Below are 12,922 nucleotides of genomic sequence, written 5' to 3'. Positions count from 1 at the left end.
TATAACTGCAAACCATCACAATTATTTATATTTTAATCAGTCCAGTTAGAAAAAAAAGACCGGATTGCTCCGGTCTTATTGCGGTTTAAATGCAGAAACAGGCCCTAATTCATTCATTAAATACTCTCTTACACGGCCCGGAAATTCCTTCAGCATCAGCAAATGTTTGCTGAATGCCGCCTTAACTTCCTCATGATTAACCTTTGTATAACTTTGTACAAGCATTTTACGGTATGTAATCACTTCTTTAAAGCTTTCGCTCATCTCTTTGCTGATTACTTTTTCATCGTCAAGAATGTCTACAATATCTTCGTAGCTGCCTGGATCCCTCATGATAAAGCCGTCAATCATCGCATTTCCTGTATCAAGGATGGCTTCGATTATAATTTGGGCGATGCGTTCCAGTGCGGCCTTTTCAATAGGGGATGTCCACTCCTTCACTTCTTCAAAAAGGGAGATTTGCTGTTCCAAGTAATTAAGCGTGTCTTCTATTTTTTCCCTGTCTACGAAATACATAATGCTTCCTTCCTCCTATGAAGATTTCAGGCTCTTATTTAAAGTATCTGGCCGAGCGTAGTAATAACCTTGCGCTAAATCGACTTTGTTTCTGAAGAGTACAGATGCTTCCCCTTCACTTTCTATTCCCTCGGCAACAACTAAAGAACCCGCTTCTTTAGCTACTAAAAGGAGGCCCTTCAGCATGGATTCTTTCACTGTGTTTGTATCAATGCCCTGAATGACGGAACGGTCGATTTTAATAATGTCCGGCATAATCTCACTAATGGAATGCAAACTGGCGTATCCTGCGCCAGTGTCATCCACAGCCACCCGAAATCCCAAAGTTCTTAGTACCTTTATATTGTATATAAAGTTTTCCATCCCTTCAATGGAATCCCGCTCTGTAATTACAAGAGTAATCCGGCTGGGAAAGATATTTTTATTTTTGGCCAGCATCTTTTTTATATCCCTGACAAACCGTGCACGGCCAATTGTGATGGGGGTAAAGTTTATAAAAATATCCTGGAGGCAGCTTGTTTTTGTGATCTGTTCGATTGTTTTTTCAAAAACACTCAGCTCCAGTTCATAGCTAATCCCTATGCTTCCTATTGTATCACAATATTTCGAATTGAGTATTTTTTCCTATTATAGAAATATGGACGAGCTGGAATTTTGTCGAATTTGCCGGAATGACATTCAGTATTAGGGATAATTCTGATAAGATAGTATAGGAAACAGAAGCTGCATGCTGATGCAAGTATTATGTAAGCGCATTAGCCTATACGGCTTTAATTTTACAAAAATTAGATAGAGTATTGCTAACGGGAGGGAAACCTGGTGGAACGTGAGCTGGCTTTAGAGATTGTCCGTGTTACAGAAGCTGCCGCACTTGCATCTGCGCAATGGATGGGCAGAGGGAAAAAGAACGAAGCAGACGGCGCTGCAACAGCCGCCATGCGCGGAATGTTTGATTCAGTCAATATGGACGGCATTGTCGTTATTGGAGAGGGAGAACTTGACGAGGCACCAATGCTTTATATTGGTGAGAAGCTTGGTACAGGTATGGGACCCAAGGTAGATATAGCTGTTGATCCTTTGGAGGGTACAAGCATTGTGGCAAAAGGGCACAACAACGCCATGGCAGTTATCGCTGTAGCTGATAGAGGCACACTGCTGCACGCCCCTGATATGTATATGGAAAAGATCGCTGTTGGAAAAAATGCTGCCGGGAAAGTGAGTTTACTTGATCCAATCGAAAAGACCATTGACATTGTAGCCGAAGCAAATAATAAGCGTGTCCAGGATCTGACTGTTATTATTCAAGAGCGGGACCGCCACGAAGATTTAATTGAAAGAATCCGGGCTAAAGGCTCCCGCGTTAAATTATTTGGCGATGGTGATGTGGGTGCCGCGATTGCGACTGCACTGCCTCACACAGGGATTGATCTATTCGTCGGGATTGGCGGCGCTCCTGAAGGGGTAATCTCGGCTGCCGCTTTAAAAGCGCTTGGCGGAGATATGCAGGCACGTCTCGTCCCTTATACAAAAGCAGAAGAAGAACGATGCATCGGGATGGGCCTAAAGGACCCGCGACAGCTTCTGTTCCTTAACGACCTTGTTTCTGGAGATGACGCCATTTTTGCTGCAACAGGCGTTTCAAGCGGGGAGCTGCTTGATGGGGTTCGCTTTCTTGGCGGTGACTTAGTTGAAACCCACTCTATTGTTATGCGTTCCAAAACCAAGACCGTCCGCTACATAACGGCCCACCATCATCTTGAGCATAAGCCACACCTGGTGATGTCATAAATACCGTGGCTGCATGGCGCCCTATTATATTATTCACAAAGAGGAGAGTGCAAATATGGCTGAACGTTTTTTCTTATACGATGACCTGGAAAATACAAAAACCCGGTTTGTCAGCTTTATGGGTGAAAATCAGCGATTCGATCTCGCCATTATTCGATCTGATCGTTATTATGGCAAACAATTGGTGCTTGATATTCAGGGAAGCCGCTTCGCGATCATCGGGGAAGATGATTTGAAGGAAGAAGGCTACCTTGAACATGTATTCCAGCTTTCAGAAGAAGATGCCGAAGAACTGCGGTCATTTCTGATGGAACTTGTTTAATATTAAATAATCAACAAATACTAAAGGAGAACCCTTGTATAATGGGTTCTCCTTTTTTCAATTTGTATTAAAAGTCTCCATCCAGATACTTCTTAAGGAGTGAATAGCATGGACGATAAAGAAAGAAGGACCTATACAGACTTTTCAAATGTGGAAACGCAAAGGAACTTCCTCATTCCTGAAGACCTGCCGGAAGGACCCTATGGCGCTCCCAGGAATGCGGATGAACCTGTAGAAAATAAAAGCACTCCTTGGCGTGAAGGGCAGCGTTATTACAGTGCGTTCAATTATGAATTCAAGTCCCTTCACCAAAACCTGCCGCGACAGATGGACGGGGCGCATCCTCCCCATGATGATCCCGATAAAAACGAAGAACCGCCATATACAGAGACTTAACAATCAGACAAAGGATAAGGGCCGGGTTTCACCCGAGCCCTTTTTTAGCTTTTTACCTTCTTAACAACAAAATAGGCACACCCAAAGTTACAGAACTCGTACAGATATTCTGTTAATGTGCTGATTTTTGTATCAAAGGATGCTTTCTGATTCTGGTCGTCAAAAAAACCGCGGAGACGAAGCTGTCCATATCCCCAGTCCCCAACAATGTAATCATATCTGGATAGAATTTCACTATATCTCCCGCGAAACGCTTCCTCATTAAAACCGTCCCGCTCTTCCTCGATTACTTCATAACAAATATTATTAATGCAAACCATCTTTTTCACCTCAACTTAACTGCTTATGTATCAATATTATATTGAAAAGTAACGATATATGAAAACTGATTCTGAATGTCCTACTTAAATTATAACTGATTCCCCATCAATTACTAAGAGAAAAAAATTTGCTGGTGGCAATTCTATAGATGAGGAGGTGTTTATAGTGAAAAAATCACTAATCATTCTTGGAATTTGCGGTATCGCTGCACTGACAGCATGCCAAAACAATGCTGCAAGAGAAGATATTTACGAAGAAAGCGGCAACACCATTAACGTCAACGACCAGCGTGCAGAATTATATAACCGGGATATGGGCAACGGCAGAAATGGACGAAACAATGCAGGCGAAGACTTCGGGTATGTTCGCCATCAAAAAAGCCCAATTATGGGGGACAATGTTTCCGCTGACCATTATGCAGCAATTGACCGTGAACAAGTTGCTGATATAATTGGTAAATATTGTACTGAAATTCCAAATGTAGATGATATATCTACCCTTGTTACAGATGAAGAAGTCTTAATTGTCTACAATACAGATTCAGAAAATCGTAATCAAACCGCAGACCAGGTTAAAAAGATGGCAATGTCTGTTGTACCTAGATGGTATCATGTTTATGTGAGTGATAATACTTCTTTAAGAAAAAACGTGGAGAATTTCGCCACTGTTGACTCAGACGGCCGTAATGCAGATCATGGCGTAGAACAATTAATCAAGCAAATGCTCAAATCCCCTCAGGGAGAAAAAATGAGCGAAAGCGAAAATGAAAACGGTGAAATGCAAGGAGAACGAAATGACGATATGGATAAAGATGATGTAAGCGAATCCCTCCAAAAAGCAGGAAACCGTTAAAGTTGCATGTTTTCAAACGAAAAAGAGTCCAGCGATATGGCGCTGAACTCTTTTTTATTTTATTAAGCTTCCTTGATTTCTTGTTCCCCCATTAGCTGCTTCTGTTTGGAAGCGGCATTTACCTGCTCGTCTGCATGGTAAGAAGAACGCACAAGCGGCCCAGCTTCACAGTGGCTAAAGCCTTTGCTCATGGCAATTTCTCTGAGCTCCTGGAACTCTTCTGGAGTATAATATTTCACAACTTTTATATGCTTCTTGGACGGCTGCAGATATTGGCCAATTGTCATAATATCAACGTCATGGGCACGAAGGTCATCCATGACTGCAATAATTTCCTCTTTTGTTTCGCCAAGGCCAATCATTAAGCTGGACTTTGTTGGGATATCAGGCTGCATTTCTTTGGCACGCTTTAAAAACTCAAGAGAACGCTTGTATTTTGCACGTGCTCTAACTCTTGGAGTAAGACGTTCAACGGTTTCAATATTGTGGTTAAGAATATCAGGACGGGCATCCATTAATGTCTTAAGGTTTTCATAAACACCGCCCATATCAGATGGCAATACTTCAATCGTTGTGAACGGGCTTTTTCTTCTGATTGCACGGACTGTTTCCGCAAAAACAGCTGCGCCGCCGTCTTTTAGGTCGTCTCGTGCCACTGCAGTTACAACAGCATGCTTTAGGTTCATCAGCGCAACTGAATCTGCTACACGTTCCGGCTCCTGAAGATCCAATTCTGTTGGCAGGCCAGTTTTAACCGCACAGAAGCGGCAGGCACGCGTACAAACATCCCCGAGAATCATAAATGTTGCCGTTCTTCTTACTGCCCAGCATTCGTGGATATTTGGGCATTTGGCCTCTTCGCATACAGTATGTAAATTTTTCTCTCTCATCATCTTTTTAAGGCCATTATAATTTTCGTTCGTATTCAATTTTATTTTCAGCCATTCGGGCTTGCGCAAGTACTCTTCTTTTTTGCTCATTTTCCCACTCCTTAGAAAATCGTAAGCGCAGTTATCATGCGCCGAAGCTAGACGTATTAAAAAAGCCAGTCATAAAAAATTCCGACTAAGCTGATTAGGCTTCACCTGATGCCACTTTATCATAATGAATTAAAGAGGACAAGCCGAAGATATTGGTATTACCATTAATTGATATTAATTAAATTTACCATTACTCACAAACTATATTAAGTAAAGCTTCACTCAGTGGTTTTTTAAGGAGTGTTAGTTACGTCCCGCGCGATGCGGGTAACTCAGGCGTTGCCACAATTTATGGCGCCCGTTAGCCTGAGTTCCTAATCAGGGCCTATACGGGCAATAGCTTAACTGCTGCCCGTTAGACGCGATAGGCAGACAAGAAAAGAAGGGAGGATTTCCGTGCGGATATTAATAACCGCTGCTGCGGCCTTATCGTTATTTCTGACTTCTATGTGTACAGTAAGCGCTCAGGAAAATCAGTCTGATCAATATAAGCAAAGGATGGAGCTATATAAAAAAGTGGAAGCCGTCACGAATATTCCCTGGTATTACCTTGCCGGAATTGACCAGTACGAGCGGAATGTCAGGCAGTCCAGAAGGGATATTCCCAAAGCCGATGGCATTACCGGAATTTATTTTAAGCCTGAAGAATGGGCTGGGATATTAAATCCGGATTCAAATGATGAGAATCCCACATCTATTCAATTTTTCGATGGAATGGGAATCGATGGGGATGGGGACGGAAAAGCAAGCCTGAAAAGCGATGAAGATGTACTTCATTCCTTTGCAAATTTCCTTCTAGCCTATGGTACAGATCATGACAATTTAAAAATCGGATTATGGAATTATTATAAACGCGATAAAACGGTGGGCATCATCATCGGAAAAGCACAAGTGTATAAGCACTTTGGACGCCTTAACCTCGATGACCACGCTTTTCCCGTTCCTCTAAGAAGCAATTACAGTTACAGGAATACCTGGGGGGACGCAAGGGGCTGGGGTGGAAGAAGAATACATGAGGGAACCGATATTTTTGCTGATTATGGAGTGCCTGTCAGGGCCACATCCTATGGCATTGTTGAAATGAAGGGCTGGAATAAATATGGAGGATGGCGAATCGGCATTCGCGATATAAATAACAACTATCATTACTTCGCCCACTTAAGCGGATTTGCCAAGGACCTAAAGCTTGGCCAAATTGTTGAGCCCGGAATGCTAATCGGCGGAGTTGGAAGTTCAGGCTATGGCCCGCCTGGTACTTCAGGAAAATTCCCTCCCCACCTTCATTACGGCATATATAAGGATAACGGTTATACTGAATGGTCCTATGATCCATATCCTCACTTAAGACTTTGGGAAAGGCAAGATCGGATAAAAGCGAGGAAAAATTAGAATACAAACTAAAAAGGACTGCCTCTTCAACAGGGACAGTCCTAATCTTTAAATTATTTTGCCTTTTTTGCTTTTGAAACTGCGTTCATAACGCTTGCTGCTAGGCCGCCCCAAATAATGAGCATCCCAATCACCATCATTGTAATCGCGCTACCGGACATTATTGAGATACCTCCTTCTTTTCAGGCATATCGAGCGTATTTTTCTGCCATTTGATGGACATGAAGACAAACCCAAGGACAATCGCTCCGATTGCTACTCCCCAGCCGGAATATAGCAGGAAGCTAGTAGGATATCCTTCATAATTGTCTTTAATGTTAGTAATGATGTTTTGAACCATCATATAACCTAAAACTACTGGAGTAATGATGCCCAAGCACACTCTCCACCAGCCGCCAAGGCGGATATCAGACATGCTGTCTGCATGGTTTTGAAGATTCTTAAGCTCTTTTAGTACCCAAGCTACAATCACAACTTCAACCAGGCCTGCAAGCGCAACACCGAATTGGTTGATGAAATAATCGGCTGCATCAAGGAAGTATAAACCGCCCTGAGTGGCAAACAAGATCGAGATAACGGCAGATAATCCTCCACCGTATAAAACCGCTTTTGTACGGGAAACCTTGAATTTGTCCTGAACTCCAGCAACAAAGGTTTCCACGATTGAAATTAAAGAAGACAATCCTGCAAGCACTAAACAGATGAAGAATAGTGAGCCGAAAAGGCCATTTAACGCAGGGAATTCATTGATGATCTGCGGGAAGACAACGAATGCCAAACCTACACCGGCAGATACAACTTCACTGACTGGGACTCCAGCTTGATTTGCCATAAATCCTAGAGCAGCAAATACTCCGATACCAGCAAGCAACTCAAATCCTGAGTTAGCAAATCCTGTTATAAAGGCGTTGTTTGTAATATCAGTTTTCTTTGGCAGGTAGCTTGAGTAAGTTACCATTATTGCAAAGGCAATGGATAAACTAAAGAAGATCTGTCCATATGCCGCTACCCAAACTTTTGGGTTCGCAATTTGGCTCCAGTCAGGCTTGAAGAAAGCATCAAGTCCCTGTGCAGCACCTTCCAATGTAAGGGCGCGAACAACTATAATTAAGAATAATACAACAAGTGCAGGAATAAAGATTTTGTTCGCAATTTCAATACCTTTTTTAACACCTTTGAATAGAACGCCAAGTGTTATGACCCAAACAATAATCAATGGAATAAATACGCCTGGAACAATGGATCCAACCTGGCCGGGAGCTTCAGCTAGGTTTAAGTAGCTTCCGAATAAGAATCCTTCAGGATCATCTCCCCATTTCAGGCTGAATGAAAAACCTGCGAAAGACATAGCCCAAGCAATAATAACTGCATAATAAGTGGAAATGACAAATGATACTGCAACCTGCCACCAGCCAAGCCACTCATATTTTTTGCTTAATCTGGCGTAAGACAGCGGTGCAGATCCGCGATATTTATGGCCGATTGTGAATTCCATGACCAGCAAAGGAATCCCTGCTGTCAATAATGCAAATAAATAAGGAAAGAAGAACGCTCCTCCTCCATTTTCATAGGCTACTGCCGGGAATCGCCAAATGTTTCCCAAGCCGACAGCCGAACCTACAGCAGCTAAAATAAAGCCTGCCCTTGTACCCCACTGTGGACGATTATCCATAGTATTTTCTACCCCCTGTAAATAAATTACTTTTCTCCCAATTGAAAAGAACAATGGGAACTTTTTATATTTTCAGATAATTCTATCTAACATAAACTAGTATAGCTACTTTTTTAAATTCTGTCAAAACATTATTTTGGCAATAATAATATTTTTCAAAATCCTTTAACCGAACACTATACTAAAGTAAAAGCTCATTCAAAATTAGTATTTTTCTATTTTAATTTTCAACTAAAACCCCTGCACCAGGATCTATTTTATCTAGGGTTAATCTATTTGGTTTTTATCATTTTGTCCACACCTCCCTTAATAAACTTTATTCTCGCAACCCAAAAACTTTCATTAATTATTCAGAAAATTCAAATTGTGGTTTTAGTTACCACTTACTAGTGCATAATGAAAATTTTGGACAAGTTCCCAGTATTGAACTTGTTTGCTTTGTCAAGACCCGGGAATAAAATCAATGTGCTTCACTTTAACATTAAAGCTTAAAGCGCAACTTTATTTATAGGAGGTTTTTAATAATGGATGCCAATATTATCGGAGTTTATAATTCACAGCGAGAAGTAGTAGATGCCATTCAGGAACTGCAGAATGACGGATACCCTGTTCAGGACTTATCCATCATCGCTCAAACAGAACATCTTGATTCATCTCTTGAAGATAAAACAGGTGTTCATGCAGAGACCTTCGAAACAAAGGATAGAGACAGCAGTGAAAGTGCAGGATTCTTAAACAGTTTAACATCATGGTTTGATGATGGTAGCACAAATCAAGGTTCTACAGTGGAAAAATTTAGAGAGCTGGGCATGTCTGATGATGAAGCCAGCAAATACGAAACATATGTGAATGAAGGAAAAATCATCTTATATAGTGACAGAATTGATACCGCAACAGGTTTTACAGGAGGAACAACTGAAGCCAGAATGAATAGCACTTACACTGATGGTTATGACCAGCGCAACGGTTTAACTGAAGATGAAGAACAATCATTAAAGCTTCGTGAAGAACAGATGGATGTGACAAAGGATCGTGTTCAAGCTGGAGAAGTTGAGGTTCATAAGGATGTTGTGGAAGAACAAAAAACCGTCAATGTGCCGGTTGAGCATGAAGAAGTATATGTAGAAAGAAGAAAAGTGGATGATCCGACTGCAGCAAGCACTTCACCAATTGGGGAAGATGAAACAATCCGCATACCAATCACAGAAGAACGAGTGGAAGTTTCCAAAAAGCCTGTTGTTACCGATGAAGTAGTTGTCGGCAAGCGTGAAGTACAGGAAACACAGCAGGTAACGGAGAATCTTAAAAAAGAAGAAGTTCATCTAGATGGCGGCCGTGAGTACGTATCTGATGAAAAAGATATGGACCGTCCGGTTAATAGAAAAGATAACGATAAATGGTAATAGAGTTGAAGGGGTCTCCATAAGGAGCCCCCTTTTATGTGGAAAAGGGAATAAGATTCATGCTTGATCTGTACTTAAATAAAAAAAGGCTCTCTCACAAAGAGAAAGCCTTATTCATCAGTATAAAGGTTTAGCTTGCTGTCTTTTCTTGCATCATGCCATCTTTCTTATTGCCTGCTATTAGTGCAAAGGCAATTACAAGGACTGCAACAGTCAGCAATGCGAAAATGGTGCTTCCTGTAAAACCAATAATCAGGTATCCGATCGACGCGATGCCTGCCGAGATCAAAGCATATGGCAGTTGCGTCATCACATGGTCAATATGGTTACATCCTGCCCCTGTTGAGGAAAGAATGGTTGTATCAGAGATAGGTGAACAATGGTCTCCAAATACTGCTCCTGCAAGTACTGCTGCCATTGCCGGCAGCAATAGATTAATGTCTGTTGCAGCGGCAATATCTCCTGCAATCGGAAGCAGGATGCCAAAGGATCCCCATGAAGTTCCTGTACTGAATGCCATGATTCCGGCAATGATAAATAGAATAACCGGAAGCCAGGAAGTACTCATGTTTGAACTTTCTACGATCCCGGCTAAATACTTTCCTGTTTCCAGACGGCCAATCAAGTCAACGATCGCCCATGCAAATAATAAGATATAAACGGCAGGCAGCATGGATTTAATTCCTTCCCATACCCCTTTTCCAAAGACATTTGAGCTAATGCCTTTTAAAACAAAGGCCTGGCGCAGGAATAAGGCCATTGTGACAAATAAGCCAATCAGCCCGCCAAGGATTAGTGATTTCGAAACATCTGTGTTTTCAAAGATTTGCAGGATCGTTGCGTTACCTTCAACCGCTTGGGACCCTGTCCAGAGCATTGCCCCAACAGTACCGATGACAAGAGCCACAATCGGCCATACAAGATCGCCTACAGAACCTTTTGAGCTTGTTGGAAGATCATCTTTCAGTTCACCAGGTGCAGGCTTGTCAGGATCCATGACTAATCCTTCTTCCACTGCACGCTTTTCATGAACTTTCATAGGCCCAATTTCTACTTTCCTTAATGCCACAATAAACACAATAGCCAAAGTAGACCATACATACAGATTCATCGGAATCATCTGGATGAATGCCGAGAATGCAGTAAACTCTGTTACATTATGGGCAGCAAGGATAGTGCCAATTAATGCAATGATGTATGCTCCCCAGCTTGAGACCGGCGAAACCACACAAACAGGTGCTGAAGTGGAATCAATCAAGTATGCCAGTTTCGCGCGGGATACATGCTGGCGGTCAGTAATCGGACGTGAAATCTGCCCAACTGCCAGAGCATTAAAATAGTCGTCAATAAAAATGATAATACCTAAAACAGCTCCGACAATCTGTGCACCTGCACGGGTTTTTACCCGCTTCATGGCCCATTCGCCAAATGCCCGGCTTCCGCCCGAAATAGATATAAATGCAGTAATAACTCCTAATACAAGCAAGAATAAAATAATATATACATTCCAGGTGTTCAGCTCTCCGTCTGAAACGAAAATTCCTTTTACTGCATCAAAAATAATGCTAAATGTTTCTGTAATGCTGAATTCAGCCAGCAAAAGGGCTGCTGTTACGATCCCTACTCCCAAAGACAGCAGTACGCGCCTTGTCAGGATTACCATTGCGATGGCTACCAGCGGCGGCAGCAGGGAAAAAATCGTGTTTGCCATTACTTGTCCTCCTCTGAAATTTGATTGGTGTCCAGCTACAGGCGCCATCGGCTCGAGGTCATAAGCGTGTCTAGTTTCGGCTCCTAGGGACTCGAGGTCATAAGCCGTTCCCTTCCAGAAGGAAAAAACACCTTCTTACAGGGACCGTCTTATGCTTGTCGTCCCTGGGCAGTCGCCTCAACATTTCTTCAATCCGTCAAGAAGGTTAAAGAACAACCTTCATGCCGGCTTGTCTTATGCTTGAGGCCCGCAGGATAAGGAAGGCTTCGTCAGCCTATTCATCGCACGACCAAAAGTGGCAGCTTTTGGGAGGATGCGGGTCATGCAGACGTTGCCACAGGATGTGGCGATTTTAGTCTGCGTTCATCTCAGGCGGGCGCCTTTCGCTTTTCGTAGGGGGAACAACATGGATGATGACAGAGCGAAAATAAAAAAAGAGTAACGATAGAGAAAAATCTATCATTACTCTTTTGAAGTAATTAGTTTCTCCATCACGATCTGTAGCTCCCCATTATGAAGGCTTTGACAAAGTATATTCATACCTTCCCCTCATAATGACAGTGTTACTCCTATTCGAAGTAACCCCAGCGGAATAAACGCTGACCCATTTATTCTGCTTCGGCAAAATTCCCTTTCAGCTGCGGTCACGGTTGTCATCCTCACACAGCTTACTCTTGAATCCTGCTCCTCTACCCCATCGGATATGATAAGGTTTTTATACAATTGTATATATAAGTATAGCAAACTGTGAATCTTCTTGCAAGCCTTTATTGACCTGCAGGAATTTCTATGGAAGGCGATGTTCCTCCGCCGCCATTATAGAATTGAGGAACCTTTCCAGGGTATATGCCATACGCTGCAAGCACATCTTCCTGGACGGTAATGATTTTGGTCGCAAAAGGGATAATGATTTGAACCTGAACATCCAACCTGACCAGAACCTTCACTTCAACATTATTGATGCCGTGGTCCTTTGTTTCGGTAATGAAGTTGGACGTAACGGAACCAACTGCATTGAACTTGACGGGAATCCTTGGCCCCAGGTTCCCGAGAAGCGCATTATTGGTCGCCTGCCCAAGAGGCACATAATAGACAATGCCATTTGAACTCTGCTTTTGTTCTGTATTAATCTCAACATCTGTAAACGATTCTAACGCATCGAGATCTCCTTTTTCCGCTTTTTTAATATTATCCTGAACAAGTTCGGTCACTTCGGCCTTTACCCTGTTCAGTTTTTCAACATTTATGCTGACGACACCGCTTTCGCTTGCTTCAAACATGTCTTCCAAATCCATGACATTTGTGATTTTTTTATTGATCGCATTGTTGATAACCAACGATGCGATTTTTCTTGTTTGAGAATCGGCATAACTCATAAGTGTGGGTTTAAGTCCTTCATTGATAATCCATAGGCCGGCAGCTGTTGAAAAAACAAAAAAGACGAAGGTCAGCAGAAAAACATACCGAAACGGCAACGGACCTTTCCGGGGCAGCCGGCCGCGAAATTTTGCCAAAACAAATCCCCCCTTTACAAGCTATATGTATGCTGTAAAGGAGGGAACTAATCCAAAA

14 protein-coding genes and 1 riboswitch are annotated in these 12,922 nt (G+C 42.4%); of the genes, 6 read left to right on the top strand and 8 right to left on the bottom strand.

Translation table 11 applies throughout. The features are described from left to right. Positions 1 to 75: 75 nt before the first annotated feature. Together hepT and J7I93_RS05110 are read right to left on the bottom strand one after the other, a co-directional pair. Positions 76 to 516: a type VII toxin-antitoxin system HepT family RNase toxin gene (gene hepT, locus J7I93_RS05115; protein ID WP_214723957.1), complete on the bottom strand. Its 441-nt coding sequence runs from the start codon at positions 514 to 516 to the stop codon at positions 76 to 78. Between the two features lie 15 nt (positions 517 to 531). After that, on the bottom strand, positions 532 to 1,098 hold the full coding sequence (locus J7I93_RS05110) for an EAL domain-containing protein (protein ID WP_483297123.1): 567 nt from the start codon (positions 1,096 to 1,098) through the stop codon (positions 532 to 534). 237 nt (positions 1,099 to 1,335) lie between these two features. On the opposite strand from J7I93_RS05110, the gene glpX reads away from it, so the two are divergent. From glpX to J7I93_RS05095, 3 genes are all read left to right on the top strand, one after another. After that, positions 1,336 to 2,304, top strand: coding sequence for a class II fructose-bisphosphatase (glpX, locus tag J7I93_RS05105; RefSeq protein ID WP_214723955.1), 969 nt, complete (start codon positions 1,336 to 1,338; stop codon positions 2,302 to 2,304). 55 nt (positions 2,305 to 2,359) lie between these two features. Next, positions 2,360 to 2,626 (top strand): DUF3055 domain-containing protein, encoded by a 267-nt coding sequence (locus J7I93_RS05100; RefSeq protein ID WP_214723953.1) that lies wholly within the window; start codon positions 2,360 to 2,362, stop codon positions 2,624 to 2,626. 108 nt (positions 2,627 to 2,734) lie between these two features. Next, the gene (locus tag J7I93_RS05095) at positions 2,735 to 3,022 is read left to right on the top strand and encodes a cytosolic protein (protein WP_214723951.1); all 288 of its coding nucleotides are present in this window, start codon (positions 2,735 to 2,737) and stop codon (positions 3,020 to 3,022) included. Between the two features lie 44 nt (positions 3,023 to 3,066). Here J7I93_RS05095 and J7I93_RS05090 read toward each other — a convergent pair whose 3' ends face one another. After that, positions 3,067 to 3,342, bottom strand: coding sequence for a YutD family protein (locus tag J7I93_RS05090; protein ID WP_214724080.1), 276 nt, complete (start codon positions 3,340 to 3,342; stop codon positions 3,067 to 3,069). A 166-nt stretch (positions 3,343 to 3,508) separates the two neighbouring features. On the opposite strand from J7I93_RS05090, the gene J7I93_RS05085 reads away from it, so the two are divergent. After that, a complete protein-coding gene (locus tag J7I93_RS05085) occupies positions 3,509 to 4,195 on the top strand; it encodes a YhcN/YlaJ family sporulation lipoprotein (protein ID WP_214723949.1) in 687 nt (228 codons plus the stop codon). A 62-nt stretch (positions 4,196 to 4,257) separates the two neighbouring features. Here J7I93_RS05085 and lipA read toward each other — a convergent pair whose 3' ends face one another. Next, positions 4,258 to 5,232, bottom strand: coding sequence for a lipoyl synthase (lipA, locus tag J7I93_RS05080; protein ID WP_353050256.1), 975 nt, complete (start codon positions 5,230 to 5,232; stop codon positions 4,258 to 4,260). Positions 5,233 to 5,622: 390 nt separating this feature from the next. Between lipA and J7I93_RS05075 the strand changes: the two genes are divergently transcribed. Next, complete coding sequence (locus J7I93_RS05075) at positions 5,623 to 6,564, top strand: M23 family metallopeptidase (protein WP_214987665.1); 942 nt, start codon at positions 5,623 to 5,625, stop codon at positions 6,562 to 6,564. A 53-nt stretch (positions 6,565 to 6,617) separates the two neighbouring features. On the opposite strand, the gene J7I93_RS05070 is transcribed toward J7I93_RS05075, so the two are convergent. Together J7I93_RS05070 and J7I93_RS05065 are read right to left on the bottom strand one after the other, a co-directional pair. Continuing rightward, the gene (locus tag J7I93_RS05070; protein WP_214723943.1) at positions 6,618 to 6,725 is read right to left on the bottom strand and encodes a methionine/alanine import family NSS transporter small subunit; all 108 of its coding nucleotides are present in this window, start codon (positions 6,723 to 6,725) and stop codon (positions 6,618 to 6,620) included. Beyond that, positions 6,725 to 8,236 (bottom strand): sodium-dependent transporter, encoded by a 1,512-nt coding sequence (locus J7I93_RS05065; RefSeq protein WP_214723941.1) that lies wholly within the window; start codon positions 8,234 to 8,236, stop codon positions 6,725 to 6,727. The genes J7I93_RS05070 and J7I93_RS05065 overlap by 1 nt, the downstream gene beginning before the upstream one ends. A 524-nt stretch (positions 8,237 to 8,760) precedes the next feature. Between J7I93_RS05065 and J7I93_RS05060 the strand changes: the two genes are divergently transcribed. Continuing rightward, positions 8,761 to 9,639, top strand: coding sequence for a YsnF/AvaK domain-containing protein (locus J7I93_RS05060; protein ID WP_214723939.1), 879 nt, complete (start codon positions 8,761 to 8,763; stop codon positions 9,637 to 9,639). 130 nt (positions 9,640 to 9,769) lie between these two features. Here J7I93_RS05060 and J7I93_RS05055 read toward each other — a convergent pair whose 3' ends face one another. Both J7I93_RS05055 and yunB read right to left on the bottom strand, forming a co-directional pair. Continuing rightward, positions 9,770 to 11,350 carry a Na+/H+ antiporter NhaC family protein gene (locus J7I93_RS05055; protein WP_214723937.1) on the bottom strand — a complete coding sequence of 527 codons (1,581 nt, stop codon included), beginning with the start codon at positions 11,348 to 11,350 and terminating at the stop codon, positions 9,770 to 9,772. 493 nt (positions 11,351 to 11,843) lie between these two features. After that, positions 11,844 to 12,050, bottom strand: a riboswitch (Lysine riboswitch). Positions 12,051 to 12,117: 67 nt separating this feature from the next. Beyond that, a complete protein-coding gene (gene yunB, locus J7I93_RS05050) occupies positions 12,118 to 12,864 on the bottom strand; it encodes a sporulation protein YunB (protein ID WP_214723935.1) in 747 nt (248 codons plus the stop codon). Between the last annotated feature and the right edge of the window lie 58 nt (positions 12,865 to 12,922).

It is taken from the genome of Bacillus sp. ISL-47 (assembly GCF_018613175.1).
Taxonomy (GTDB): Bacteria; Bacillota; Bacilli; order Bacillales; family Cytobacillaceae; genus Cytobacillus.
This window is presented reverse-complemented; position numbering and strand designations above follow the sequence as displayed.